We start from the raw sequence: 23,942 nt of genomic DNA on the forward strand, positions 1-23,942 counted from the left end.
CGGTAACCGGATCATGAGCGCTATCGACACCCTCCCCCCCCTGCGTGAGGTCATCGCGACCCACCAGCTATCCGCCCGCAAATCGCTGGGCCAGAACTTTCTGCTCGACCTGAACCTGACCGCCAAGATCGCGCGCCAGGCCGGAGACCTCAGCACTTGTGACGTTCTGGAAATCGGCCCCGGCCCCGGAGGGCTGACCCGTGGGTTGCTCTCTGAGGGCGCGCGCAAGGTCGTGGCGGTGGAAAAAGACACCCGCTGCATCGCCGCCCTAAATGACATCGCCGCCGCCTATCCCGGCCAGTTGGAGGTGATCAACGGCGACGCGCTGGAAATTAACCCGCTGGAACACCTGACCCCGCCCATCCGCGTCGCGGCCAATCTACCCTACAATGTCGGCACCGAGCTGCTGGTGCGTTGGCTGACCCCGCCGGAATGGCCGCCCTTCTGGCAAAGCCTGACGCTCATGTTTCAGCGCGAAGTGGCCGAACGCATCGTCGCTCAACCCGGAAGCAAAGCCTATGGTCGCCTTGCGATTCTGGCTCAATGGCGCGCCGAAGCACGTATCGCCATGTCTCTGCCCCCCGGTGCGTTCACCCCGCCGCCCAAAGTCTCCAGCGCGGTGGTTCACCTGACCGCCCTGCCGGAGCCGCGCTATCCAGCCGATGCCAGCACCCTTTCCCGCGTCGTTGCCGCGGCATTCAATCAACGCCGCAAAATGCTGCGTGCCTCATTGAAAGGTGTGGCGCCTGATATCGAGGACCGCCTGATCGCAGCCGGCATAAAGCCTACCGAGCGGGCCGAACAGGTCCCGCTTGAGGCCTTTTGTGCCCTCGCGCGCGAAGTCAAAAAAACCTAAAGCGTTTTGCGTTTTAGCTGAGGCAAAGCCACCGAAATGCGCGTACGACCGCAGGGAGAGGCAGCGTATTTCGATTCCAATCAAACGCAAAGCGATCTAGGCGCAACAAAAAAGCCCCGGATAAAACCGGGGCTTTCTTTTTATCCGTGCAGGGCTTACTCGGCCGCTTCGGGCGCGTCCCCGTCGGTTTTTGGCGCGTCCTCAGCCGCGGGTGCAGCTTTGGGCTTGCGCGGCGCACGCGGTTTGCGCGCGGGCTTTTCCTTCTTCTCAGGGGCCTGAGTACCTTTGTCTTTGCTCTCAGGGGTTTCGACCAACCCGCTTTCCGGCGCAGGCTCGGGCGCGCTGAAATCCATCACATCAGGCTGCGGCGCCTCGGCCGGGTCGGCCTGACGGGCGGCTTCACGCTCCTGACGCTCGGCGCGTTCACGATCGCGTTCGGCCTGACGTTCGCGGTTCTGGCGCTCCTGCTCTTCGCGGCGCGCTTCAATCTCGCGCTGTGCTTCGCTCAGCATCCGCAGATAGTGTTCGGCGTGTTGCTGAAAGTTCTCAGCCGCGACACGGTCGTTGGACAGCTGTGCGTCGCGCGCAAGCTGGTTGTATTTGTCAATGATCTGCTGCGGCGTGCCACGCACCTTGCCCTCGGGGCCCGAGCTGTCGAACACCCGGTTGACGACGTTGCCGCCAGAAGGACGATTGCGGTTATTTTTGGCCCGCGAGCGGGATTTGGAAGATCTCATCTTACTTTACGTCAGCCTTATCAATTCGCTGCCGATCAACCCGTACCTTACGCTGCTCAGAGGCCTGTCCCGTAACGTGTCATCGGCTTTTTTGGGCTTGGCGTCAGGGGCGCGCTGAAGCAGCGTCAACCTCTCCGACCATTCCTGAGTAAACATGTCCTGCCGCCTCAGACAAGAGGTTTCTGGGATATTTCGCAGCTTTTTTACAAAGACCGGCGCTTTTCGGCCTCTAACGCTGCGTTCAACCCGGGATTCTGCCCAAAACAACACGGTCTCGCCCGTCCAGATCGGGGATGACGCGGATATCCGACAAGCCAGCGGCATCGAACAAAGCCGACACGTCCTTGGCCTGTGTCGGCCCGATTTCTACCAGCAAGCGCCCGCCTGCCATCAAGAAATCAGGTGCACCCGCCGCGATCCTGCGATAGGCGTCCAGCCCGTCCCCTTCATCGGTCAAAGCCATGCGAGGTTCATGCTCGCGCACTTCGGGCGACAGGTCCTGCATTTCTGACAGCGCGATATAGGGCGGGTTCGAGACGATGAGATCAAACTGCCCTTCAATCCGCTCGAACCAATCCGAGCGCAAAATCTCGGCCCGGTCCTGTACGTTATGCTGAACCGCGTTGGCGCTGGCCTGTAAACAGGCCGCTTCGCTCAGATCTGCACCCAGGCCCGTAGCACTGGCGCGTTCGGCCAGCAGCGTCACCAGGATGCAGCCCGAGCCAACCCCAAGGTCCAAAACATGGTCAAACGGTTCGCTCAGCGCGGCTTCGATCAGCGTTTCGGTTTCCGGGCGCGGGTCCAGCACATCGCGGCTGACGCGGAAATTGCGACCGTAGAACTCCCGTTCTCCCAGCAGATGCGACACAGGCACCCGGATCGCGCGAAGCGACACCAGTTGCTCATAGCGTTCGGCGATGTCAGGCGACAATTCCTCGGGCGCGATCAGAGTGACGCGGCTAGCCTCAATTCGGGCCGCATGCGCCAACAGGACACGCGCGTCGCGGGCCGGGTCATCGACACCAGCAGCGCGCAGGCGGGCTGTTGCGGCAGCCATCGCCTTGGCGGCGGTCAGGGCCGCTATCATTGCGCCATCTCGGCCAGTAACCGGGCCTGATCATCCGCAGTCAGGGCATCGATCACCTCATCCAGATCGCCCTGCATAACCTGATCCAGTTTGTAGAGCGTCAGGTTGATGCGGTGATCAGTCATCCGGCCTTGCGGGAAGTTGTAGGTCCGTATCCGCTCAGACCGATCGCCCGAGCCCACCTGACTGGCCCGATCCGCCGAGCGTTCGCTGTCGATCCGCTGACGTTCCAGATCATAGAGGCGTGTTTTCAGCACCTGCATCGCGATCTCGCGGTTGCGGTGTTGCGACTTCTCGGAGCTGGTCACCACAAGACCGGTCGGCAAGTGGGTAATCCGCACGGCCGAGTCGGTAGTGTTCACATGCTGCCCTCCGGCGCCGGACGACCGCATCGTATCAATGCGAATGTCATTGGCGTCAATTTGGATGTCAACATCCTCAGCCTCGGGCAGAACCGCGACCGTTGCAGCCGAGGTGTGAATCCGTCCGCCGCTTTCGGTTTCGGGCACGCGTTGCACCCGATGCACGCCGGATTCGTATTTCATCCGCGCAAACACGTTGTCGCCTTTGATATGGGCGACGACCTCTTTGATGCCGCCAAGGTCCGAGGCCTGTTCTTCGATGATATCGAACCGCCATCCCCGTGCTTCGGCATAGCGTTGGTACATGCGCAGCAGGTCCCCAGCGAACAACGCCGCTTCATCCCCGCCGGTGCCGGGACGGATTTCCAGCATGGCCGGTCGCGCATCCGCTGCGTCCTTGGGCAGCAGCGCCAGTTGCAGCGCATGTTCGGCCTCGGGGATACGGGACTGAAGCTGGGGGATTTCCTCTTCAGCAAGTTCCTTCATATCCGGGTCCGCCAGCATCGCCTCGGCCTCAGCCAAATCCGAGACCAGCTGACGCCAGGACAGGATTTGATCGACCACCGGTTTGAGGTCGGAATACTCTTTTGCCAGGGTCGCAATATCCCCGCCCGAGGCGCCATCGGCCATGGCGGCTTCGAGGTATTGGAATCGCTGGGTTATCTGCTCAAGGCGTTCTTCGGGGATCATCCGGCGGGTGTCTCTTAATCTGGGGCTTTGGTCAAGGGCCAGCCTTGTGCTAAGGTTCCCGGCATGAAGGGGTTGGTTTTCATTTTATCGCTGTTCGCACTGCCTGCCATGGCCGACTATGTTGGGCCAGATGGCAAGGTTCGCGATTGCTATTGCACCGACAAGTCAGGCTCGCGGATCGAGTTAGGGCAAATGATCTGCCTGCAAGTTGATGGCCGGATTTTCACCGCGCAATGCCAGATGTCGTTGAACGTGCCAATGTGGCGTGAGGTGCAGGAAGGGTGTTTGTCGTCAGATTTGGACTGGCCCGATCTGGATCAGACCCTCAAGACATCCGCGTCCTAAACGCTGCCTACATCTGTGCCAGCCACCCATCAACACGGGCCTTGTTCACCCCGAAATCCTTGCGGCCAAAACGCAAGCGGCCATGGATACGCAGCACGTCTCCGTCCTGCTGGACCGTGGTGTAGTCGGGAAAGCCGATGATCTTGGTGCGGGTGATATAGGTGATCTGCCCCTCACTCACCGATCCAGCCAAAACGATTGTGCGCGGCGCGTTGCGAGCAATGGCATCCAGCCTCGCAAGCCCCTCTGGCCCTGTTTCGACCACGCGCAGTACACCACCTTGCAGATCCTGGTTGGTCTCGGCCCGAGGGGCAATGTGCCAGTCCGCCGGATCGGAGGGCGCAAGCCGGATGTAGGCTCCCAATGCGATCACCACACCAACAACACCCAAAATCAGCATGCGTTTCATTCCGTCTCTGTCCTTTTCCTGAACCCTATGCGGAACAGGTGCCGTTTCAAGGCGAACCCGGTCAGCTACCGTGACGTCACACCGGGCAGGATGCAAAGAATTTCGAACAGAAGATTGGCGGCCGTAAGGGCCGTGTTCCCCGACGGGTCGTAGGGCGGAGAGACCTCGACCAGATCGCAGCCCACCACATTCACCCCTTGCAGCGCGTGGATCAATTGCAGCGCTTGTGGGGTTGTCAGCCCTCCGATCTCGGGCGTGCCGGTGCCGGGGGCGTAGGCCGGATCCAGACTGTCGATGTCATAGGTGATATAGACCGGGTGATCGCCGACCGTCTTGCGGATTTGCGAGCCGATCTGCGTGAGGTTCTGCTGCCACAACTCCCACGCGGGGAATTGCTGGAAGCCCCAGCCCTGCGCCTCGGTAAAGTCGGTCGAGGCATAGCCCGAACCCCGAATGCCGATCTGAAAGGTCTTGTCGGGGACGATAAGCTTTTCCTCATAGGCGCGGCGGAAGACGGTGCCATGGGTCTCACGTTCGCCAAACATCTCGTCGTTTACGTCCGCATGGGCATCCACATGCACCAGGGCGACCGGCCCGTGTTTCGCCGCAATCGCACGCAGGATTGGCAGGGTGATGGAGTGATCACCGCCCATCGCCACCGGGATCACATTCTGCGCAAGGATACCGTCATAGCTGTCTTTGATGATCTTGAGGCTTTCCGACAGCGAAAACGTATTGATCGCCAGATCGCCGATATCGGCAATCTGCAACGTATCGAACGGGGCTGCCGATGTAGCCATGTTGTAGGGCCGGATCATCGCGCTTTCGCTGCGGATTTGCTTGGGCCCAAACCGCGTTCCCGACCGCCACGAGGTGCCGATATCCATCGGTATCCCCAACAGCGCCACATCCAGCGCCGCCAGCGAGGTCGCCTGCGGCAGCCGCATGAACGTGTTCGGCCCGGAGAACCGCGCCAGATCATTGCCGCTGATCGGTTGATTAAATTCAGTCATGTGCGGTTGGTTCCCATCCCATCAGATCACGTTTCTCAGCACATACCGGAAACTTGGCTAAGCATTGGTTAACGCGCTTTGATCCCTGTTTACTTTTTCTCGGCCATCAGCAGGTTCCACCCCAGCAGACAGATGATCTGCGTGGCCACATGAGCGCCCGCAATGGCAGTCGCCCCGGAGGTGTCATAGGGCGGAGAGACCTCGACCACATCCCCGCCTTTGATGTTGATCCCGGCGATGTCGCGCAGAATGATTTGCGCCTGAATCGAGGACAAACCGCCCCAAACTGGCGTCCCGGTCCCTGGCGCAAAGGCGGGATCCAGGCCGTCGATATCGAAGCTCAGATAGACGGGGCGGTCGCCGAGTATGGATTTGATCTTCTGCGCCACGGCAGCGGGGCCGGATTCGTAAACTTCACGCGCGTCGATAATGTTGACGCCCAGCGTGTCCTCGTTGCTGGTACGGATACCAACCTGAACCGAGCGTTTCGGGTCCACGATCCCCGATTTCACGGCCTTGTAAAACATGGTCCCGTGATCGACGCGGGACATGTCATCGTCCGCCCAGGTATCCGTATGCGCATCGAACTGCAGCAAGGATATCGGGCCGTATTTCTCGGCATAAGCTTTCAGGATCGGAAAGCTGATATAGTGATCTCCGCCCAAGGTGACCGAGGCCACGTCAGCCGCCAGAATCGTGCGGATATGATCGGTCAGCGTGTCCGGAAAGGCCGGGATATTGGCGTAGTCATAGGCCATATCGCCATAGTCGACGATCGCCAGCTCGCTCAGCGCGTCAAAGGGCCAACCATAGGGGGCGTCGGGCGATTGCAGCGCACTCGCCTCGCGGATCGCGCGGGGGCCCAGCCTTGTGCCGGGGCGGTTCGTCACCGCCTGATCAAAGGGCACGCCGGTGACGGCGATATCCACGCCCTTCAGGTCCTTGGTGTAAAGCCGCCGTAGGAACGAGGTCGCGCCGCCGAACGTGTTCTCATAGGACAGACCCTTGAGGTCGGGGTTGGTAAAGGCCTCATCGACCTGATGCTTTGCGTCTTCCAGTGCCATGTCTTGTCCCCTCAGCCCAGCGGCTGCGCCTTTTCCACGATCCGGGCAAAGAACGAGGCCCCGACCGGTGCGATATCATCGTTGAAGTTGTATTTTGGGTGGTGCAGCCCGGCGCCCTCACCCTGACCCAGAAACAGATACGCCCCCGGACGCGCCTGCAACATGTATGAGAAATCCTCGGCCCCCATGTCGCGGCCCATATTGTCGACAACGCGGTCCTCACCTGAGACCTCGCGCGCCACATCCGCGGCAAAGGCCGTTTTCTCGGCGTCATTGATCGTCGCCGGATAACCGATCTGATAGTCCAGCGTCGCCTCAACCCCGTATGAGGCCGCCTGCCCCGCCACGATCTGCTCCATCCTCTCCATCACCATCTTCTGAACCGTAGGGTCAAACGTGCGAACAGTGCCGTTAAGATAGGCGGTATCCGGGATTACATTGTTCACCGTCCCGGCGTGAATCTGCGTGACGGAGATCACCAGATCCTGCACGGCATAATGGTTCCGGCTGACAATCGTCTGGATCGCCTGCGCAATCCCGCAGGCTGCCATCACTGGATCCTTTGTCTGGTGCGGCAACGCTCCGTGGCCGCCCTGCCCTTGCACGTGGATCTCGAACGTATCCACAGCGGCCATCAGAGGCCCGGCGGTCGTGTAGAAGGCGCCCTCGGGGTTTCCCGGATCATTGTGAATGCCATAGACCTGAGAGATATCGAACCGGTCCATGATGCCTTCCTGCACCATAACATCCGCGCCGCCGCCTTCTTCTTCGGCCGGTTGAAAGATCAGCGCCACACGGCCCGCGAAATTCCGCGTCTCGGCCAGATAGCGCGCAGCCCCTAAAAGCATCGTGGTGTGCCCGTCATGCCCGCAGGCATGCATTTTACCGGGGTTCTTCGAGGCGTATTCGACGCCCGTCTCTTCGGGGATCGGCAATGCGTCCATATCGGCCCGCAACCCGATGGTTGGGCCCTCACCCTGTCCGTTGATGATCGCCACCATCCCGGTTTTGGCGATGCCTTCGTGCAGCTCATCCACCCCGAACTCGCGCAGACGCTCGGCCACGAAAGCGGCTGTCTCGTAGCATTCGAACTCCAGTTCAGGGATCGTGTGCAAGTGCTGGCGCCACTTGGCCATGTCGGCGGCAAAATCGGCAATTCGGTTGACGACGGGCATCTGGGGTGGACTCCTGATCGGGACTGCGGAATGGATGCATCTGACACCGGAACGAAAGGGTTCGCAATGGCTGAAAATCCTCTGATCCATGACAGCGATGCGGGTATCGAGCGCCTGCTGGAAATCATGCGCCGTTTGCGCGACCCGCAAAGCGGGTGTCCGTGGGACATCGAACAGGATTTCGCCACCATCGCCCCCTATACAATCGAGGAAGCCTATGAGGTCGCCGACGCCATCGAACGGCAGGCCTATGATGAGCTAAAGGGAGAACTTGGCGACCTTCTCTTCCAATCCGTATTCCACGCGCAAATGGCTGAGGAAGCGGGGCATTTCACCTTTCAGGACGTGGTCCGCACCATGTCTGACAAGATGGTAAGCCGGCACCCGCATGTGTTCGGCGACGAATCTCGTGACAAGTCCGCCGACCAGCAAACCAAGGATTGGGAAGCCATCAAGGCTGCCGAACGCGCGGGCAAAGAACAGAAAGGTGCGCTGGACGGTGTGGCCGCCAACCTGCCCGCCCTGCTGCGGGCGCACAAGCTGCAGAAACGAGCCGCGCGTGTGGGCTTTGACTGGCCTGATGCCAGCCATGTCCTCGCCAAGATCACCGAGGAAGCCGCCGAGTTGGAAGAGGCCCGCAACGCCAAGGACGCCGACGCGCTCGAAGATGAATTCGGCGATCTGCTGTTCGTGATGGTCAATCTCGGGCGCCATCTGGGGATCGAGCCCGAGGCTGCCCTGCGCCGCACTAACGCCAAGTTTACGCGTCGCTTTGAGCAGGTCGAGGCTCGTCTGGCCGCGCGGGGCAAAACCCCTGCGCAAAGCGATCTGGCCGAAATGGACGCGCTATGGGATGAGGTGAAGACCGAGGAACATCGCGCCAATGGCAAACTCCCGCCAGTTGGAGCCTGAATCAGGTGGACAAGTCGCGAGACACTTGCGACTGTCCGACCTTCACGCCCCCCGGAGACTCCAATGCCCCGCAAGATCATCATCGACACCGACCCCGGCCAGGACGACGCCGTCGCCATTCTTTTAGCGCTCGCCAGCCCCGAAGAGATCGAGGTGCTGGGCATTACTGCCGTCGCCGGGAATGTGCCGCTTGAACTGACCGCCAAGAACGCGCGTATTGTCTGTGAGTTGGCTGGCCATACCGAGGTGCCGGTCTATGCCGGATGCGACCGGCCGCTTAAACGCCCTCTTATCACGGCTGAACATGTGCACGGCAAAACCGGGCTGGACGGTCCCGTTCTACCGGATCCACAGATGCCTTTGACCGAGGGCCACGCGGTTGATTTCATCATCGAAACCCTGCGCACGCAGGAACCCGGGACAGTCACGCTCTGCCCGCTGGGGCCGCTGACGAACATCGCGACCGCCTTCCAGAAGGCCCCGGATATCGTCGACCGGGTGCAGGAAATCGTGCTGATGGGCGGTGCCTATTTCGAGGTCGGGAACATCACGCCAGCCGCGGAGTTCAACATTTATGTCGACCCGGAAGCTGCTGAAATCGTGTTTAAATCTGGCGCTAATATTGTCGTCATGCCTCTTGATGTGACCCATGACGCTTTAGTTACATCGCATCGCAATGACGCATTCAGATCGCTGGATAGTAAGGTCGGTCATGCAGTTGCTGAAATGACCGATTTCTTCGAGCGCTTTGACAAGGAAAAGTACGGCTCGGAAGGCGCACCATTGCACGATCCCTGCGTTACCGCCTATTTGATTCAGCCAGAACTGTTCTCGGGTCGCCACATTAATGTTGAGATCGAAACCAAGTCAGAATTGACGCTGGGAATGACAGTCGCTGACTGGTGGAGTGTAACAGACCGAAAACCGAATGCTATGTTCATGGGTGACGTAGACGCCCAAGGTTTCTTCACCCTTCTCACGGAAAGGCTGGCCCGCCTATGACCGCCGCTTTAAGACTGGCTCACCCTGAAGATCTGGATCGCCTGATGGGGCTTGTCTCTGCGTTCCACGCCGAACAGGGGATCGCACAGGACGCCGATCAACGGCGCGAGGCGCTGATGCCTCTGCTTGAGGGCATCCCCCATGGCTGCATCTACCTGATTGGCCCGGGTCGCGCGCCTTTGGGCTATATCATCCTGACCTTCGGCTGGTCGGTTGAATTCGGCGGCATGGATGGGTTCGTGGACGAAATCTACATCCGCCCCGCCGTTCGTGGACGGGGCATCGCGACCGAAGTTTTGCTGGAACTGCCCAAGGCCCTGGCTGAGGCCGGATTGACCGCCCTGCACCTTGAAGTCGACCGCACGCATGAGGCAACGCAGAAGCTTTATCTGCGCACCGGCTTCAAACCACGCGAGCGCTATATGCTGATGAGCAAAGCGCTCTAGCGCGACTCGCCCCGGAAAACCACATTCGGGTTATAGTACATCTCCTGCACCGGATCGTCGGAGGAGACCTTTTGCCCTGTGATCGGATAGGTCCCGGGCCCTGCACAGGCCGCCAGAAATACAGTGCTGAGAACTGTCGCTACGAGAAGGAATTTCGAACCAGTCATGGTGTGCTCCTTTCTGTAATGACTTCAGTATAGAACACGAAACCGTGAGCGCTGTGTGATTAAGTTCACACATAACATCCGTTAACCCGCTAAATACTTGCAAATAAGGCGAATTCTCCTAGCGAGAGGAATTAACAGTCGCAGCCGTCCTTTTGCTATCAAAAAGGCCCTCTTTCCGGGGAAAGAGGGCCTCCAGCAGTGCTCAGAACAGGGTTTGAAATCACCGTTTCAGGATCGATGCTCCCGCGTATTCCGCAATTTCACCCAGAGATTCTTCAATACGGATCAGTTGGTTATACTTGGCCAACCGGTCCGAACGCGCCAGCGATCCGGTTTTGATCTGTCCGCAATTGGTCGCCACGGCTAGGTCGGCGATGGTGGCATCTTCGGTCTCGCCCGAGCGGTGCGACATCACGTTGGTATAGCGCGCGCGGTGGGCCATATCGACGGCGCGTAGGGTCTCGGTCAGCGAGCCGATCTGGTTCACCTTGACCAGCATCGAGTTAGCGCAGCCGCGCTCGATCCCTTCGGCCAGACGTTCCGGGTTGGTAACGAAAAGGTCGTCGCCGACCAGCTGAACCTTGTCACCGATCGCGTCGGTCAGTGCTTTCCAGCCATCCCAGTCGTCTTCGGACATGCCGTCTTCGATCGAGATGATCGGATAGTCTTTGACCAAGGTCGCCAGATACTCGGCGTTTTCCTCTGAGGTCAGCGAGATATTCTCACCCGCCAGCACATATTTGCCGTCCTTGAAGTATTCGGTCGCGGCGCAATCCAGCGCGAGGTGAATTTCCTCACCCGGCTTGTAGCCCGCTTTTTCGACCGCCTGCAGGATGAAATCCAATGCCTCGCGCGTCGACGCGATGTTGGGGGCAAAGCCTCCTTCGTCCCCCACTCCGGTGGCCAGACCGGCAGCCGACAACTCACGCTTAAGCGTGTGGAACACCTCGGAGCCCATGCGGACCGCCTCGCGGATATTCGCGGCCGAGGTCGGCATGATCATGAATTCCTGAATGTCGATCGGGTTGTCGGCGTGCTCGCCCCCGTTGATGATGTTCATCATCGGAACCGGCAGGACGCGGGCCGAGGTACCACCGACATAGCGATATAAGGGTTGCGTGGTGAAATCCGCCGCCGCCTTGGCCGTCGCAAGCGAAACACCCAGAATAGCGTTTGCGCCCAAACGACCCTTGTTCTCGGTCCCGTCCAGTTCGATCATCGCCTGGTCGATGGCGACCTGTTCGGTGGCGTCAAAGCCTACCAGCTCCTCGGCGATCTCGCCGTTGACGGCGGCAACGGCCTCGAGCACGCCCTTGCCCATGTAGCGCGACATGTCACCGTCGCGCTTTTCGACCGCCTCGTAGGCGCCGGTGGAAGCACCCGAGGGCACAGCCGCGCGGCCCATTGTGCCGTCTTCCAGAATCACGTCGACCTCGACCGTCGGGTTGCCCCGGCTGTCCAGGATTTCGCGTGCGTGAATGTCGATGATGGTACTCATGAGGGCGGTCCCTGTGGCTGCATTCCGTTGCACGCGTCATAGCAGCACGGAACTAAAAGTAAACCATTTCCGTTATCGCTAACACGTATATTCCCGGCCCTTTAGGGCTAACAGCGTCATGTTTGCGCCAACACGGTTACGCCGCGGCCAAGGCCATTTCGCGCGCCAATTTGCGTTCGCGCAGAAAAGTATACAGGCCCGAGCCGATGATCAGGGACGCCCCGGCCAGTGTCATCAGGTCTGGACGTTCGCCGAAGACCAGGACACCCGCAAGGATCGAAAACAGAAGCCGCGTGTAGCGAAACGGCGTAACGGCTGAGGCTTCGCCGACGCGCATCGCGATCACGATCGCATAGTAGCCCAGAACACCGAAAAAGGCCGCTCCGGCAAAAGGCCAGACCTCAGCGCTTTGCATGGCTTCCAGTGGATGGCCGCTCATGATCATCAAGGCTGCACCGCCCACGGCCAAGGCCAGATAGGCCTGCAAGGACACCACCGCTGACGAGACTTTGCTGTCCAGCCGCCGTGTTATCAGATCGCGCGCCGCCACGCCGATGACCGCAGCCACCACATAAAGGGATTCCGGGCGGAACCCTTCAAGCCCGGGTCGGATGATCATCAGTACGCCGATAAAGCCAATGCCAATCGCGCTCCAGCGTCGCCAACCGACCTGTTCACCCAGAAACAGCGCTGCCCCCATGGTGACCGCTAGAGGCATTGCCTGAAACACGGCCGCAACGGTCGAAAGGTCCACACGGGCCAGCGCCGTCACAAAGGCCACCGCAGCGACGGCTTCGAACATAGCGCGGATCATCGGCAAAAGCTGCCACGCCTCGGGCACAAAAATCCGTTTGCGGGTCGCGATGGCCATAACCAGAAATACGACAGAACAGACCAGCCCCAGCATGACCAGAATCTGGCCCGGCATGATGGATGACGTCAGTTGCTTGATGAACACATCCTCAAGCGTGAAAGCCGCCATAGACGCAATGACCAGCAAAATGCCGTTGACGTTGTTCATGGGTCTGTCCGTAAAGAAATGGGCGGCACCAATTGCCGCCTTCTCGCTTCAGCAAAACCGTATGTACTGCGCTAAATCAAGACCTATCACATCGCGGGCGATGAATTGTCTTGTTGCCACCCATCGCGTTTGGTGATGGATCACTCAGGCTTGATGGGAACGCCATACAGCTCCAGCCGATGTCCTTTGAGACGGTAGCCCAGTTTTTCCGCGATCTTTTCCTGCAGCGCTTCGATCTCGGGGTCGACGAATTCGATCACTTCCCCCGATTGCATGTCGATCAGGTGATCATGGTGATCCCTCTCGGCATCTTCATATCGGGCGCGACCATCGCCAAACTCCAGACGCTCTAGAATGCCAGCCTCTTCGAACAGTTTCACCGTGCGGTAGACCGTTGCGATCGAGATACCCGAATCCAAAGCCGAGGCACGGGCATAGAGTTCTTCGACATCCGGGTGGTCCGCGCTCTCCTCGAGAACCTGCGCAATGGTGCGCCGCTGGCCGGTCATGCGAAGGCCCTTGGCTTCACAACGCGAAATGATCGTATCCGGCATGATGCCCCTCAGAAACTATTCGGGTGTCTGTCTTAGTATGTCCGCACGCGCCGCGCCACAAGAATTCGACATCCCCCTGCAGATCATCGTTCAAGGCGCAGATCGGCCCAGATCGGCAAATGGTCCGAGGCGATATGGGCCGGGCGATCCTCGTGCACGCCATGCGCATGCACCTCGACCCCCTGCCCAAGGGCAATTCGGTCCAAAGCGCCCAAGGGCTGGGCAGCGGGAAAGCTGGGGATTGGAGGCAAAAACCGCATCTCGGGCACGAGGTTGTCCAACACAGGTGAGCGCGACCATTCGTTGAAATCCCCGGCCCAGACCGTGGGCATATCCTCCAGATCCGCACCGAACTGGCGGATGTGAGTGATCTGCCGTCGACGCGAGGCGGACAGCAACCCAAGATGCATGCCCATCACCCTAAGCGGCCCAATGGGGGTATCGAACTCAACCCGTACCGCGCCGCGCGGCTCGAACCCCGGCAATTCGTGATGCCCTGTCTCGCGGACCGAGATCGCATCACCCCTCCAGATCACTGCATTTCCGTGCCATCCCAAACTGCCCGCCCCGCCCAGATCGACGATCTGCCATCCGGCCTCATCCAACATGAACTGAGGCAGCGCGGCAGGCCGTGGCGGCAAGCGTTTGTCAGCCTCCTGCAACACCACGATATCGGCCCGCATTCCCTCGAGAACCTGAAGGATGCGCTGTGGCTGACGCCGGAGATCAAGGCCGACACATTTCTGGATATTGTAGCTGGCAAGCCGCAGAACCGAGGGTATTTTCATATCGCTTTTCAGAGTCAACGGCACCGATTTGGGACCTTTGGAATGGGCGCGCTGTTGCAATTCTCAGCGCGTTCCCTCAAAGGTTTATGAGTATTACATTAAATAAGTTTACACGAAATCAAGCGGGGTTAAACTGCCGCAAAAAGGAAACTCGCCCTTGGACGTTGAATCCACATTCGCCACGATGATCATTGCCGATATCGTGGGCAGTACGCCGCTCTACAAGGCGGTGGGCGATGACGAAGCCCAGCGCCTGATCCAACTTGAGATCGACCGGCTACGCTCGGTCCTGCAGGAGTTTGGCGGCATTCCGGTCGGGCAAAAGGGCGACGATGTTCTCAGCTATTTCGAGAACCCAAGCTCGGCCTACAATGCAGCCCTGAAGCTGATCGAGCCTTCAACCCATACGCCGCTATCCGTCCACGTCGGCGTACATTGCGGCCCCATCGTGATCGGCAAGCGCGGCATCTATGGCGAGGCCGTCAACGTGACCGCCCGTTTTGCAACCGCAGCCAATCCGGGCGAGGCTTGTTTCAGCCAAGGGATCGCTGTCTTGCTGCCCGCCGAACTACGAACCACGCTTACACCGCTGGGCCAGCTTAGCCTCAAGGGGCTTACCGAGGCTCAGACAGCCTATTCGCTAATCCACCCCGAGTCTGACTCGATCATGCAGACCAGGCTGCCGCAGAATTTCGGCCGCACCGAGGAGAACTGGCAGCCCCGCGAAGGCCTGACCCTGATCCTGCGCCACGAGGACCGCGTCTGGCGCTGTCTCGGAAACGGAGAGTTCAAGATTGGCCGCGCGCCTGACTGCGATGTGGTGCTACCGCAGCCCTGGATCTCGCGCCTGCATGCGGTCCTTGCCATGAAAGCGGGTAAGCTGATCCTGACAGACCGCAGCACCTCGGGGACCTACGTGAAATCAGAATCCGGACGCGAAATCCAACTGAAACGGGAATCGGTCATGCTGGCCGATAGTGGCCTGATCTCACCGACCCTGCCCATCGACATGTCCGAGACCTGCCTGCAATTCGAGCTGCTGGGCCGCAATCAGGTTCCGCAAAACGTGGCGTGAACTACCTCATTTGCACTGGGGGGCCGTGTTAGGTCGGGATTCTCGGGCTGATCCACAAAGGGGCGTGACAACACATCGTTCAAACGATGGAACGGGGCATAGTCCCCCGTCACCGCAGCTTCGATCATCTGCTCAACACGGTGGTTGCGCGGGATGAAGGCCGGGTTTGTCGCTGACATCACCCCGTGCGGGTCCGCCTCGCGTGACATGCGGGCCTGCCAACCCTCAGCCCAGCTATCAAACGCCTCAGGGTTCGTGAATTGGTCCCGCGCGCGCTCACCGCCCAGCGCCCTGAACGTATTGGTGAAATCCGCATGCTCCTCCGCCATACGCTTCAACAGGTCGGTGATCAGCCCAAGATCCCCCTCCTCTGCGCGCGTCAAACCCAGCTTGGCACGGAAGCGGCGCAACCACTCCTGCTGGAGCAAATCGGGCATGGCGTGTACGATCTCGGTCGCCTCTTCGACACTGTCCTGAGGATCATCGTATTGCTGGATCAAGGCCGTCGCCAGTTGCGCCAGATTCCACACTGCAATTTCGGGCTGGTTGGAATAGGCATAGCGCCCCATCCGGTCGATTGAGCTGTAGACCGTATTCGGATGGTAGCTGTCCATGAAGGCGCAAGGACCATAGTCGATGGTCTCCCCCGCGATCGAGGAATTGTCCGTATTCATCACCCCGTGAATGAACCCAACGCTCATCCACGCCGCGATCAGCTTTGCCTGCGCATCGCGAACGGCCCGCAAAAGACCCATTGGCCCTTCAGCCTCGGGGTAGTGGCGCTGGATGGCGTAGTCGGTCAGTTGCTTGAGGCTATCGACCTGCCTGCGCCCAGCAAAGACCTGAAATGTTCCAACGCGCAAATGGCTCTGCGCCACACGGGTCAGAACCGCCCCAGGCATCGGCCCTTCGCGATAAACGGCTTCCCCCGTTTCAACGGCCGCCAGAGCCCGTGTGGTCGGAATGCCCAGCGCATGCATCGCTTCTGAGACCACGTATTCCCGCAAAACCGGCCCCAGCCATGCCCGCCCATCGCCTTGCCGCGAATAAGGTGTCCGGCCCGAGCCCTTCAGCTGAATGTCGCGGCGTATCCCGTCTTCGCCCACAGTCTCTCCCAGCAAAACCGCACGACCGTCGCCAAGCTGAGGATTATAAGTCCCGAACTGGTGCCCCGAATAAAGCTGCGCCAAAGGCTCTGCCCCGTCGGGCACCGTATTGCCCGCAAAGGCTTGCGCCATCTCCGTGACATCTCCGTGGGAGATGCGCAAAATCCGCGCCAACCCCTCGTTGAACGCAATCAACTGAGGCTCTTTCACAGGGACCGGAGACTGCCGCGTGTAAAAGGCATCCGGCAAACGGGCGTAGGAGTTATCAAAGGGGATCTTAAGGGTCATGGCGCAAACATATGACCTTAGGCGATGATTGCCATAGCGGATCGCGCGAACCCATGCATAATCGCGCAAAAACCCAAAAGGCCAAACATGACCGCGCAAGAGATCATCGACCACCTGAACCTGCAAAAACACCCCGAAGGCGGCTGGTACCGCGAGACATGGCGCGCGCAAAACGAAGGCCGTGCCACGGGCACTTGCATCTATTTCCTGCTAGAGGCCGAGGAATCCAGCCACTGGCACCGCGTCGATGCGACCGAGATCTGGCTTTACCATGCAGGCGCGCCTCTGGTGCTATCGATCAGTGAAACCGACCAAGGCCCCGCCACCGATCACCTTCTCACCCCCAACCTGTCCCAAGGCGCACCGCAACTGATTGTTCCTGAAAACCACTGGCAAGCCGCCCGAACGACCGGAGACTATACTCTGGTCAGCTGCACCGTCTCTCCCGGTTTCGAATTCGAAGGTTTCGACCTCGCCGTCCCCGGTTTCGACATCCCTCGCAACCGATAGCAATTGCGGATCCAAACTTCATCTGGCTAAAAATACCTCGGGGGGAGTCGCGCAAAGCGCGGCGTGGGAGAGCCCCCAACCCCGCACCCACCTATTTCTCGGCCCGGTTCTTCAAAAGCGCGGTCAACAAGGGCACCAGCAACGCCGGCAAAGATCCCAGCGGATTTGCGCCAATGCTCTTGACCGCCTGAACCACCTCACGCGCCTCAGTGGCCATCTCCTCCATCTCGCCTTCAACGTCCGCGATTGCCATGTCGCGCACTTCCACCGCCGGGGCGATTTCATCCTCGACACTGGTCCGCCGCGCAAACAGAACCAGTAGCGCCGCCAAAACTAGGTTCCCCGCCGCCAGCACCCCTGCTGCACCGGCGGAAGACATCAACGCGTCCAACGCAAAAAAGATGGCAACATTCAGGGCAACCAAACCGGCCAGTGCCGCGATACCTGCCAGCACCATCAGGATCGTCTGTTGCTGCATGACCGCAAGACGACGACGCGCGATCAGGCGCTCCGTGCGATAGATCGTTACAAGATTTCTGCTAAGTCTGCTCATCTCACCCCCTCTATCTGCTGGCCCGACCGACCACATACCCAAGCGAGAACGCAATCAGCAGAACTGTAATCGGATAATCCTTCTGCAATCGACCAAACTCGGCAACGACCTCCTCACCCATGGCCTCGGCCCCGGATAGATCAACGCCATGCTCTTTCAGTAATCGCCGAATCTCATCGCTCGTTTTGGTCGAGGTCTTTTCTTCGGCGCCCGCCTCAGCGCTCTCCTCCAACTTCGCGTTACGAGCCCGCAACGCCTCAAGTTCGGCTTCCAGTTCCGCTTTCGTCGCCATGAAACAAGACCTTTGTTGAAACAAGTTTACACAAGCGTTGCACATTTGTGTCCGCTTTTGAACCACTTGGTCCGAGTTTCCAGCTTAGCTGGCCTGGTCCACCGAGACACGGCTGACAATGCCACCGCCCACCAGGGCCTGCACCCCCGTCGTTCCAGGGCATGAGGTCGGCAAACCTCGCGCCACGCGGACCGCCAGATAGGCGAAGGCCTGCGCTTCCAGCATATCGCCGTCCAGCCCCACGGCCTCGACCGGCTCAATCGGGCAATCCAACGAGACGCGCAGCATCTCCATCAGAACGGGGTTGTGCCGCCCGCCGCCGGTCACCAACACGCGCGCCGGAGGTTTCGGGCAATGCTGCATACCCTGCGCCACACCCGCCGCGCACATCGCGGTCAGAGTGGCAACCGCATCTGCGTCGCACAACTCCTGCACCAGACGCACCATCTCGGCAAAGTCGTTTCGGTCCAAGGATTTGGGCGGCATGCGCGCAAAGAATGGCTCGGCCAAAAACAGCTCCAGCGCACCGGTTTCCACGGAGCCGCCGCGGGCTACTGCGCCATCGCGATCCATCGGTAGGCCCAGGCGAGCTTGCATCAGATCATCCACAGGCGCATTTGCCGGACCGGTGTCAAACGCCAGCAACGCCCCCGGTGCCTCAGGGCCATCAAAGGACGGGTCTACATAGGTCAGGTTGCCGACACCGCCGAGGTTCAGGAAACACAGCGGCTCCCGCGCATCGATCCATTTGGCACAAGCGAAATGGAAGAACGGGGCCAGAGGCGCGCCCTCGCCGCCTAAAGCCACATCGTCACTGCGGAAGTCCCAGACAACCGGCAAACCCAGCGCCTGCGCCAGCCCGACGCCATCGCCCACTTGCAAGGTGCCGCGCCCACGCGGCTCATGCGCAAGGGTCTGGCCGTGAAAGCCGATCAAATCCACCTCTTCGAATTCAGACAGGGCCTCAGCATGGGCCACCGTCACCAACTCGCCCGCGACCTCAACATCCGCGCCTTGCCATTGCCCCAAGGCGGCGCGGATCACCGCGCGTTCAGCCTCGGAATAGGCGCGATAGCCGGTTTCACCAAAGCTAAAGATCCGGTGACCATCGGTTTCGACCACGGCTGCATCCACGCCATCCATCGACGTTCCGGACATCGCCCCAAGCGCACGGATCGGCCCTTGTATTTTGTTGGACTGCCGCACGGCTGCCTCCTGCCTGTATCAGACGTTGCACCTGCCTTCTGAACAATCAGAGCGTGCAACAGCGCCAACCTGCCCCGCCTATGGCAGACAAGGCAAGCGCCTTGCGCCAAAGCTGCAAAGAATTCTGCTCCGAGCGCCCTGTATGCGACGCTGGCCCGGGGTGTTTTTCAACGCAAAAGGCACCTTCCCCTTCCCCACGCTGCCGCCTATACAGTGCCCCGCAACAGTAACCCCGAGGGCACGATATGACCTACCACCCCAAATCGGATTTCATCGCCACGATGATCGAGCGCGGCTTTCTCGCCGACTGCACCGATTATCAAGGCCTTGACGACGCGCTGATCGACGGGGTGCAGACGGCTTATATCGGCTATGACGCCACCGCACAGTCGCTACATGTGGGTCACCTGATGAACATCATGGTGCTGCGTTGGCTGCAAAAGACCGGCCACAAGCCGATCACCCTGATGGGCGGAGGCACCACCAAGGTGGGCGACCCCTCATTCCGCTCGGACGAACGCCCCCTGCTGGGCCCTGAACAGATCGACGCCAATATCGCAGGCATGAAGCAGGTATTCTCGAAATACCTGTCCTACGATGACAGCGAGACCGGCGCACTGATGCTGAACAATGCCGAATGGCTGGACAGCCTGAACTACCTCGATTTCCTGCGCGATATCGGGCGGCATTTCTCGGTCAACCGAATGCTGTCCTTCGAGTCCGTGAAATCCCGGCTGGACCGCGAGCAATCGCTGAGCTTCCTCGAATTCAACTACATGATCCTGCAGGCCTACGACTTCCTTGAGCTGAACCGCCGCTATGGCTGCGTTCTGCAAATGGGTGGCTCGGATCAGTGGGGCAATATCGTCAACGGTATCGACCTGACCCGCCGCGTCTTGGATCAGGAAATCTACGGCCTGACGACGCCTCTGCTGACCACCAGCGACGGCCGCAAGATGGGCAAATCGCAGGGCGGCGCGATCTGGTTGAACGGCGATATGCTTTCGCCCTATGAGTTCTGGCAGTTCTGGCGCAACACGACTGACGTCGATGTAGGCCGCTTCCTGAAGATCTTCACCGAGCTTTCAGTCGATGAGTGCGACCGCATGGGCGCGTTGCAGGGGTCCGAGATCAACGAAGCCAAAATCCGCCTCGCCAATGAGGTCACGACCCTTCTGCATGGTGCCGAAGCCGCTACCACAGCCGAGGCCACCGCGCGCGAGGTGTTCGAAAAAGGCGGAGTTGGCGGAGACCTTCCGACCCTCACGCTCAGCGCGGATGAGCTGGGCGATGGCATGTCGATCGTGCAGTTGATCGTGAAATCCGGTCTGGCCAAGTCCGGGAAAGAGGCCAAGCGCCTGATATCGGAAAACGGCGCCAAGCTGGACGACGCGCCGTTGACGGATGCAGGCCTGATGATTGACGCAGGCGCGTTGTCCTCTCCGATCAAACTGAGCGCAGGCAAGAAACGCCACGCTCTGGTTCAGCTGGGCTGATCTTTCTCGTTTCCGGGCGCAAACACCTGCGCCCGGAGCGCCTTATTTCGTTGATGCCGAAATCTATGCTAAACTGCTGACTATTGAAGCGTTTTAGTATGATTTGAACATGGTAGTTGCGAACAAATTCACATCTTCCCGCCGCGCCGACGTTGTCTTTGAGGGCGAAAAATTCTCGACCGGCGCGGATGAAGTCACCTGCATCCTGACAACCGACAGCTTGAAGCAAAAGGGAAGCTCTCCGGCTACCGGCCATTGCGCGATTGTCGAGCGGTTCAACTCGCGCTGGGATGTAAAGGACCTGATTGATCTGGCTGCGGTGCAAAAGGCTCTGTCCAGTAAGTCGACGCTCCAAAAGCTTGCCAAGGCAAATTCGGTCGACAAGATTTTGGAGCTTCTGGCGCTGACAGAAATTCAGATGCTGTCCGATTACTCGGAACTGCAGGCACAGACATACATCAAAGGCCACATCCTGAGCGAAAAACTTGGCGGGCCCGGCACTAATGACAATCTAACGCCCATGTCGGCCAGCTCGAACTCGACCTACTACAGTGCCTTTGAATCCAAGCTGATCAAGAGCTTGCAGGACTTCAAAAAAGAAGAGAAAGCCTCGGGTTATCGGGTCCGCGTCCGGTTTCATGCGAAGTGCAGCGGCGGCATGAAACCCTGGTGGAGCAGTGCGTCAAAGGAAACCTCGCGAGTGTTGAGCAAACTGCCGAGAACCCTGAAAGCAAGCTGGCGGGTCGACAGTTTTTTCAAAGACGGCAAACCAGGCGAGCGGATCGCAAAGTCGAAATTACCGGCATCGGCGGCAAAGAAGATGCCCAAAGCGACTGGCGCTCAACCGATGACCTACCCGCTGGCGCTGTAAATTGCCAAGTTAGCGCTGGCTGTATCCGGGGTTTGACACGCTGGTGTAGGTCGCCGGATGTGGCGACCTACAAAAAGTTCAGGGACTGCGTCGCCATGGGCTATTTCTTGCCCTTTCCTCCGCCGTTCTTGCCGCCGCCTTTGCCGTCGCCGCCTGTACCGCCGCCTTTGCCATCACCGCCTTTGCCGCCTCCGCTGTTTCCACCATTTCCGTTGCCTCCGCCGCCGTTTCCGGAGCCGCCGCCCTGACCATTATTACCACCACCGTTACCGGTGCCCGGCCCTGAACCACCGTTGTTGCCGCCACCGTTTCCGGGGTTTCCACCATTTCCATTGCCGTTGCCGGGACCGCCGTTGTTGCCGCCATTGCCACCGTTACCGGGGCCGTCACCGCCGCCACCGTTGCCGGGGCCATCGCCGCCGTTACCCGGTCCATCGCCGCCGCCATCTCCGGGTCCATCGCCCCCATCACCGGGGCCGTCATCGCCGCCTGGACCACCGTCACCTGCCGGACCTACTCCGTCGCCGTTGCCCGGACCACTAGAAGACCTGTCCTCGCCTTGGTTCGAAGCGGCCTGCACACTTGCCGTGGGCAAATCGGTCAGCAAAGTTGCCAATCCCGGGCATTGCGCACCTGTAACGCTTAGAGTGGTTTCGAAATCGGCCCGCCTCTGCAGACGCTCCAGAAAGCTGGGCGTAACCTGCGCGCAATCGCACAAACCTGCGTAGTCTCCGGCATTGGCGAGATCACGCGCTGTTTTCCAGTTGCAGGTTTCCGGCGCGGCTGCTGCGCTTCCGACCATGAACACCCCGACAAACGGCGCAATCGCAAGCGCGCCAAGTTTTTGCTTTGTACTCTTTAACATTTCAGCACCTCCTGACGAAAAAACACCCGACCGCGTCAGGTTGTTCATTCACGAGTTGGCGATCTTCCGTGAAGCCGATCTGAAAGGTTTCTGAGGATTTCTTCAGAACCCAACGCGGGGTCCAAAGCCAAACCTATAGACAGGACGCGGCTAAACTGTTTATTGAACATATGTTCATTAACCCGCGAGGAGGCCCATCATGAACCTGTCCGACACCGCAGCCATCATCACCGGCGGCGCGTCCGGTTTGGGCGAAGCCACCGCCCGGTACTTTGCCTCGCAAGGCGCTCAGGTCACGCTGCTGGATCGCGATGCCGACCGAGGCGCGAAGGTCGCCGCCGAGATCGGAGGGCATTTCAATGAGACCGATGTAACCCAAGAAGCCTCGGTCGCAGCAGCGGTCGGGCTGGCCACGGATAAAATGGGCAAGATCACCGCTGCCGTGAATTGCGCCGGTATTGCGGATGGTATCAAAACCGTTGGGCGCGACGGCCCGCATCCTCTGGACGCATTCCAGCGCACAATCGACATCAATCTGGTGGGCAGTTTCAATGTCGCCCGTCTTGCCGCAGCCCAAATGGCCCTGAATGAGCCGGACGCAGACGGGGCCCGTGGAGTCATCATCAACACCGCTTCAATCGCGGCATTCGACGGGCAAAAAGGTCAGGCAGCCTACGCGGCTTCAAAAGGCGGCGTGGTTGGTATGACCCTACCTATGGCACGCGATCTGGCCTCAACCGGTATCCGGGTGATGACCATCGCGCCCGGAATCTTCATGACGCCCATGCTGGCCGGTCTGCCGGAAGAGGTGCAAGCCCAATTGGCCGCCGACGTCCCGAACCCACCCCGCTTGGGGGACCCGAAGGAATACGGACGCCTCGCCGCCTTCATCGTCGAGATGGGATATCTGAACGGAGAGGTCATCCGCATCGACGGCGCCCTAAGGATGCGCTAACCCTAAGGACATGAGCGAACGGCAGAAAATGGCGGCGGGTGCGTGGTACACCTGCCTCGATCCGGAACTGGAAGACTTGCGCCAGACCGCCCGTCGCGCCGTTTACGCCCACAACTCATGCCAGCCCGATGATCGCGGCCCGATCGCGCCTGAGCTGCGTGCGCTTTTCGCCGAAATCGGGCATATGTGCTTCATCGAAGCCCCGTTTCATTGCGCCTATGGATTCAACCTCTCTCTGGGCGATCGTGTCTATTTTAACGCGGGCTGTACCATATTGGATACCGCGCCTGTCAGGATCGGCAGCGACACAATGCTGGGCCCTAACGTCCAGATCTACTGCGCAGAACACGCCAAGGACCCCGCCCTGCGCGCAGACGGTCTTGAAGTCGCGCATCCGGTCACGATTGGAGAGAATGTTTGGATTGGCGGCGGCGCTATAATCCTGCCTGGTGTCTCAATCGGCGACCGGGCCATTGTAGGCGCGGGCAGTGTCGTGACCAAATCTGTCGCACCCGATGAAACGGTCGTTGGCAACCCAGCACGCCCGATCCGGGGAAGCGCATAAGACGACCTTGAAAACCTGAGGAAACTGAGTTTCG

28 protein-coding genes are annotated in these 23,942 nt (G+C 59.8%); 11 read left to right on the top strand and 17 right to left on the bottom strand.

Annotated features, from left to right (window positions below; genetic code table 11):
- Positions 1-13 precede the first annotated feature (13 nt).
- The gene (rsmA, locus tag ACR0I8_RS01965; RefSeq protein ID WP_170373913.1) at positions 14-856 is read left to right on the top strand and encodes a 16S rRNA (adenine(1518)-N(6)/adenine(1519)-N(6))-dimethyltransferase RsmA; all 843 of its coding nucleotides are present in this window, start codon (positions 14-16) and stop codon (positions 854-856) included.
- Between the two features lie 155 nt (positions 857-1,011).
- Here the strand turns inward: rsmA and ACR0I8_RS01970 are convergent, their stop codons facing one another.
- From ACR0I8_RS01970 to prfA, 3 genes are all read right to left on the bottom strand, one after another.
- Positions 1,012-1,593 (bottom strand): DUF4167 domain-containing protein, encoded by a 582-nt coding sequence (locus ACR0I8_RS01970; protein ID WP_170373914.1) that lies wholly within the window; start codon positions 1,591-1,593, stop codon positions 1,012-1,014.
- Positions 1,594-1,834: 241 nt separating this feature from the next.
- Positions 1,835-2,680, bottom strand: coding sequence for a peptide chain release factor N(5)-glutamine methyltransferase (gene prmC / locus ACR0I8_RS01975; protein ID WP_170638534.1), 846 nt, complete (start codon positions 2,678-2,680; stop codon positions 1,835-1,837).
- Positions 2,677-3,732, bottom strand: coding sequence for a peptide chain release factor 1 (gene prfA, locus ACR0I8_RS01980; protein ID WP_170688789.1), 1,056 nt, complete (start codon positions 3,730-3,732; stop codon positions 2,677-2,679). Before prfA ends, prmC begins: the two co-directional genes overlap by 4 nt.
- 63 nt (positions 3,733-3,795) lie before the next feature.
- On the opposite strand from prfA, the gene ACR0I8_RS01985 reads away from it, so the two are divergent.
- On the top strand, positions 3,796-4,077 hold the full coding sequence (locus ACR0I8_RS01985) for a hypothetical protein (protein ID WP_170373917.1): 282 nt from the start codon (positions 3,796-3,798) through the stop codon (positions 4,075-4,077).
- A gap of 7 nt (positions 4,078-4,084) precedes the next feature.
- On the opposite strand, the gene ACR0I8_RS01990 is transcribed toward ACR0I8_RS01985, so the two are convergent.
- The 4 genes from ACR0I8_RS01990 to ACR0I8_RS02005 all read right to left on the bottom strand — a co-directional run bounded on the left by ACR0I8_RS01990 (position 4,085) and on the right by ACR0I8_RS02005 (position 7,738).
- Entirely contained in the window at positions 4,085-4,486 is a 402-nt protein-coding gene (locus ACR0I8_RS01990; RefSeq protein ID WP_170688790.1) for a DUF1499 domain-containing protein, read from the bottom strand.
- 65 nt (positions 4,487-4,551) lie between these two features.
- The gene (gene speB, locus ACR0I8_RS01995) at positions 4,552-5,499 is read right to left on the bottom strand and encodes an agmatinase (protein WP_170688791.1); all 948 of its coding nucleotides are present in this window, start codon (positions 5,497-5,499) and stop codon (positions 4,552-4,554) included.
- Positions 5,500-5,588: 89 nt separating this feature from the next.
- Positions 5,589-6,563, bottom strand: coding sequence for an agmatinase (gene speB / locus ACR0I8_RS02000; RefSeq protein ID WP_170373920.1), 975 nt, complete (start codon positions 6,561-6,563; stop codon positions 5,589-5,591).
- Positions 6,564-6,574: 11 nt separating this feature from the next.
- On the bottom strand, positions 6,575-7,738 hold the full coding sequence (locus ACR0I8_RS02005) for a M20 aminoacylase family protein (RefSeq protein ID WP_170688792.1): 1,164 nt from the start codon (positions 7,736-7,738) through the stop codon (positions 6,575-6,577).
- A 66-nt stretch (positions 7,739-7,804) separates the two neighbouring features.
- Between ACR0I8_RS02005 and mazG the strand changes: the two genes are divergently transcribed.
- The 3 genes from mazG (at position 7,805) to ACR0I8_RS02020 (ending at position 10,098) form a co-directional block, all read left to right on the top strand.
- Positions 7,805-8,650 carry a nucleoside triphosphate pyrophosphohydrolase gene (gene mazG / locus ACR0I8_RS02010; RefSeq protein ID WP_170688983.1) on the top strand — a complete coding sequence of 282 codons (846 nt, stop codon included), beginning with the start codon at positions 7,805-7,807 and terminating at the stop codon, positions 8,648-8,650.
- A gap of 63 nt (positions 8,651-8,713) precedes the next feature.
- Entirely contained in the window at positions 8,714-9,652 is a 939-nt protein-coding gene (locus ACR0I8_RS02015) for a nucleoside hydrolase (RefSeq protein WP_170688793.1), read from the top strand.
- On the top strand, positions 9,649-10,098 hold the full coding sequence (locus tag ACR0I8_RS02020) for a GNAT family N-acetyltransferase (protein ID WP_170688794.1): 450 nt from the start codon (positions 9,649-9,651) through the stop codon (positions 10,096-10,098). Before ACR0I8_RS02015 ends, ACR0I8_RS02020 begins: the two co-directional genes overlap by 4 nt.
- Here ACR0I8_RS02020 and ACR0I8_RS02025 read toward each other — a convergent pair.
- The 5 genes from ACR0I8_RS02025 to ACR0I8_RS02045 form a co-directional block, all read right to left on the bottom strand.
- Positions 10,095-10,265: a hypothetical protein gene (locus tag ACR0I8_RS02025; protein WP_170466505.1), complete on the bottom strand. Its 171-nt coding sequence runs from the start codon at positions 10,263-10,265 to the stop codon at positions 10,095-10,097. The two genes, ACR0I8_RS02020 and ACR0I8_RS02025, sit on opposite strands and share 4 nt — an antisense overlap.
- 220 nt (positions 10,266-10,485) lie before the next feature.
- Positions 10,486-11,763 (bottom strand): phosphopyruvate hydratase, encoded by a 1,278-nt coding sequence (eno, locus tag ACR0I8_RS02030; RefSeq protein ID WP_170688795.1) that lies wholly within the window; start codon positions 11,761-11,763, stop codon positions 10,486-10,488.
- A 136-nt stretch (positions 11,764-11,899) separates the two neighbouring features.
- Positions 11,900-12,784, bottom strand: coding sequence for a DMT family transporter (locus ACR0I8_RS02035; protein ID WP_170688796.1), 885 nt, complete (start codon positions 12,782-12,784; stop codon positions 11,900-11,902).
- A gap of 140 nt (positions 12,785-12,924) precedes the next feature.
- Positions 12,925-13,338: a Fur family transcriptional regulator gene (locus tag ACR0I8_RS02040; RefSeq protein WP_170373928.1), complete on the bottom strand. Its 414-nt coding sequence runs from the start codon at positions 13,336-13,338 to the stop codon at positions 12,925-12,927.
- Positions 13,339-13,421: 83 nt separating this feature from the next.
- A complete protein-coding gene (locus tag ACR0I8_RS02045) occupies positions 13,422-14,126 on the bottom strand; it encodes an endonuclease/exonuclease/phosphatase family protein (protein ID WP_170374339.1) in 705 nt (234 codons plus the stop codon).
- Positions 14,127-14,283: 157 nt separating this feature from the next.
- On the opposite strand from ACR0I8_RS02045, the gene ACR0I8_RS02050 reads away from it, so the two are divergent.
- Positions 14,284-15,201, top strand: a complete 918-nt coding sequence (locus tag ACR0I8_RS02050) for an adenylate/guanylate cyclase domain-containing protein (protein WP_170373929.1) — start codon at positions 14,284-14,286, stop codon at positions 15,199-15,201.
- Here the strand turns inward: ACR0I8_RS02050 and ACR0I8_RS02055 are convergent.
- Positions 15,177-16,595: a protein adenylyltransferase SelO gene (locus ACR0I8_RS02055; RefSeq protein WP_170688797.1), complete on the bottom strand. Its 1,419-nt coding sequence runs from the start codon at positions 16,593-16,595 to the stop codon at positions 15,177-15,179. The two genes, ACR0I8_RS02050 and ACR0I8_RS02055, sit on opposite strands and share 25 nt — an antisense overlap.
- Positions 16,596-16,682: 87 nt before the next feature.
- On the opposite strand from ACR0I8_RS02055, the gene ACR0I8_RS02060 reads away from it, so the two are divergent.
- Positions 16,683-17,105: a cupin domain-containing protein gene (locus tag ACR0I8_RS02060; protein ID WP_170373931.1), complete on the top strand. Its 423-nt coding sequence runs from the start codon at positions 16,683-16,685 to the stop codon at positions 17,103-17,105.
- A gap of 91 nt (positions 17,106-17,196) precedes the next feature.
- On the opposite strand, the gene ACR0I8_RS02065 is transcribed toward ACR0I8_RS02060, so the two are convergent.
- The 3 genes from ACR0I8_RS02065 to ACR0I8_RS02075 all read right to left on the bottom strand — a co-directional run bounded on the left by ACR0I8_RS02065 (position 17,197) and on the right by ACR0I8_RS02075 (position 19,156).
- The gene (locus ACR0I8_RS02065) at positions 17,197-17,658 is read right to left on the bottom strand and encodes a hypothetical protein (protein ID WP_170688798.1); all 462 of its coding nucleotides are present in this window, start codon (positions 17,656-17,658) and stop codon (positions 17,197-17,199) included.
- A 10-nt stretch (positions 17,659-17,668) separates the two neighbouring features.
- Positions 17,669-17,950: a hypothetical protein gene (locus tag ACR0I8_RS02070; RefSeq protein WP_170373933.1), complete on the bottom strand. Its 282-nt coding sequence runs from the start codon at positions 17,948-17,950 to the stop codon at positions 17,669-17,671.
- 84 nt (positions 17,951-18,034) lie between these two features.
- The gene (locus ACR0I8_RS02075; protein ID WP_480702681.1) at positions 18,035-19,156 is read right to left on the bottom strand and encodes an anhydro-N-acetylmuramic acid kinase; all 1,122 of its coding nucleotides are present in this window, start codon (positions 19,154-19,156) and stop codon (positions 18,035-18,037) included.
- 245 nt (positions 19,157-19,401) lie between these two features.
- On the opposite strand from ACR0I8_RS02075, the gene tyrS reads away from it, so the two are divergent.
- Entirely contained in the window at positions 19,402-20,652 is a 1,251-nt protein-coding gene (gene tyrS, locus ACR0I8_RS02080; RefSeq protein ID WP_170688799.1) for a tyrosine--tRNA ligase, read from the top strand.
- Positions 20,653-20,761: 109 nt separating this feature from the next.
- Positions 20,762-21,523, top strand: a complete 762-nt coding sequence (locus ACR0I8_RS02085) for a DNA/RNA non-specific endonuclease (RefSeq protein WP_170688800.1) — start codon at positions 20,762-20,764, stop codon at positions 21,521-21,523.
- Between the two features lie 100 nt (positions 21,524-21,623).
- On the opposite strand, the gene ACR0I8_RS02090 is transcribed toward ACR0I8_RS02085, so the two are convergent.
- Positions 21,624-22,388 carry a hypothetical protein gene (locus ACR0I8_RS02090; RefSeq protein WP_170688801.1) on the bottom strand — a complete coding sequence of 255 codons (765 nt, stop codon included), beginning with the start codon at positions 22,386-22,388 and terminating at the stop codon, positions 21,624-21,626.
- Between the two features lie 199 nt (positions 22,389-22,587).
- On the opposite strand from ACR0I8_RS02090, the gene ACR0I8_RS02095 reads away from it, so the two are divergent.
- Both ACR0I8_RS02095 and ACR0I8_RS02100 read left to right on the top strand, forming a co-directional pair.
- On the top strand, positions 22,588-23,343 hold the full coding sequence (locus ACR0I8_RS02095) for a 3-hydroxyacyl-CoA dehydrogenase (RefSeq protein WP_170688802.1): 756 nt from the start codon (positions 22,588-22,590) through the stop codon (positions 23,341-23,343).
- Between the two features lie 10 nt (positions 23,344-23,353).
- Complete coding sequence (locus ACR0I8_RS02100) at positions 23,354-23,908, top strand: sugar O-acetyltransferase (RefSeq protein ID WP_170373938.1); 555 nt, start codon at positions 23,354-23,356, stop codon at positions 23,906-23,908.
- Positions 23,909-23,942: the final 34 nt, after the last annotated feature.

It is taken from the genome of Ruegeria sp. BG9 (genome assembly GCF_056538305.1).

Bases quoted from the DNA above. Each gene is read 5' to 3' on its own strand.
- rsmA (WP_170373913.1), top strand. From the start codon at position 14: ATGAGCGCTATCGACACCCTCCCCCCCCTGCGTGAGGTCATCGCGACC.
- ACR0I8_RS01970 (WP_170373914.1), bottom strand. From the start codon at position 1,593: ATGAGATCTTCCAAATCCCGCTCGCGGGCCAAAAATAACCGCAATCGT.
- prmC (WP_170638534.1), bottom strand. From the start codon at position 2,680: ATGATAGCGGCCCTGACCGCCGCCAAGGCGATGGCTGCCGCAACAGCC.
- prfA (WP_170688789.1), bottom strand. From the start codon at position 3,732: ATGATCCCCGAAGAACGCCTTGAGCAGATAACCCAGCGATTCCAATAC.
- ACR0I8_RS01985 (WP_170373917.1), top strand. From the start codon at position 3,796: ATGAAGGGGTTGGTTTTCATTTTATCGCTGTTCGCACTGCCTGCCATG.
- ACR0I8_RS01990 (WP_170688790.1), bottom strand. From the start codon at position 4,486: ATGAAACGCATGCTGATTTTGGGTGTTGTTGGTGTGGTGATCGCATTG.
- speB (WP_170688791.1), bottom strand. From the start codon at position 5,499: ATGACTGAATTTAATCAACCGATCAGCGGCAATGATCTGGCGCGGTTC.
- speB (WP_170373920.1), bottom strand. From the start codon at position 6,563: ATGGCACTGGAAGACGCAAAGCATCAGGTCGATGAGGCCTTTACCAAC.
- ACR0I8_RS02005 (WP_170688792.1), bottom strand. From the start codon at position 7,738: ATGCCCGTCGTCAACCGAATTGCCGATTTTGCCGCCGACATGGCCAAG.
- mazG (WP_170688983.1), top strand. From the start codon at position 7,805: ATGGCTGAAAATCCTCTGATCCATGACAGCGATGCGGGTATCGAGCGC.
- ACR0I8_RS02015 (WP_170688793.1), top strand. From the start codon at position 8,714: ATGCCCCGCAAGATCATCATCGACACCGACCCCGGCCAGGACGACGCC.
- ACR0I8_RS02020 (WP_170688794.1), top strand. From the start codon at position 9,649: ATGACCGCCGCTTTAAGACTGGCTCACCCTGAAGATCTGGATCGCCTG.
- ACR0I8_RS02025 (WP_170466505.1), bottom strand. From the start codon at position 10,265: ATGACTGGTTCGAAATTCCTTCTCGTAGCGACAGTTCTCAGCACTGTA.
- eno (WP_170688795.1), bottom strand. From the start codon at position 11,763: ATGAGTACCATCATCGACATTCACGCACGCGAAATCCTGGACAGCCGG.
- ACR0I8_RS02035 (WP_170688796.1), bottom strand. From the start codon at position 12,784: ATGAACAACGTCAACGGCATTTTGCTGGTCATTGCGTCTATGGCGGCT.
- ACR0I8_RS02040 (WP_170373928.1), bottom strand. From the start codon at position 13,338: ATGCCGGATACGATCATTTCGCGTTGTGAAGCCAAGGGCCTTCGCATG.
- ACR0I8_RS02045 (WP_170374339.1), bottom strand. From the start codon at position 14,126: ATGAAAATACCCTCGGTTCTGCGGCTTGCCAGCTACAATATCCAGAAA.
- ACR0I8_RS02055 (WP_170688797.1), bottom strand. From the start codon at position 16,595: ATGACCCTTAAGATCCCCTTTGATAACTCCTACGCCCGTTTGCCGGAT.
- ACR0I8_RS02060 (WP_170373931.1), top strand. From the start codon at position 16,683: ATGACCGCGCAAGAGATCATCGACCACCTGAACCTGCAAAAACACCCC.
- ACR0I8_RS02065 (WP_170688798.1), bottom strand. From the start codon at position 17,658: ATGAGCAGACTTAGCAGAAATCTTGTAACGATCTATCGCACGGAGCGC.
- ACR0I8_RS02070 (WP_170373933.1), bottom strand. From the start codon at position 17,950: ATGGCGACGAAAGCGGAACTGGAAGCCGAACTTGAGGCGTTGCGGGCT.
- tyrS (WP_170688799.1), top strand. From the start codon at position 19,402: ATGACCTACCACCCCAAATCGGATTTCATCGCCACGATGATCGAGCGC.
- ACR0I8_RS02085 (WP_170688800.1), top strand. From the start codon at position 20,762: ATGGTAGTTGCGAACAAATTCACATCTTCCCGCCGCGCCGACGTTGTC.
- ACR0I8_RS02090 (WP_170688801.1), bottom strand. From the start codon at position 22,388: ATGTTAAAGAGTACAAAGCAAAAACTTGGCGCGCTTGCGATTGCGCCG.
- ACR0I8_RS02095 (WP_170688802.1), top strand. From the start codon at position 22,588: ATGAACCTGTCCGACACCGCAGCCATCATCACCGGCGGCGCGTCCGGT.
- ACR0I8_RS02100 (WP_170373938.1), top strand. From the start codon at position 23,354: ATGAGCGAACGGCAGAAAATGGCGGCGGGTGCGTGGTACACCTGCCTC.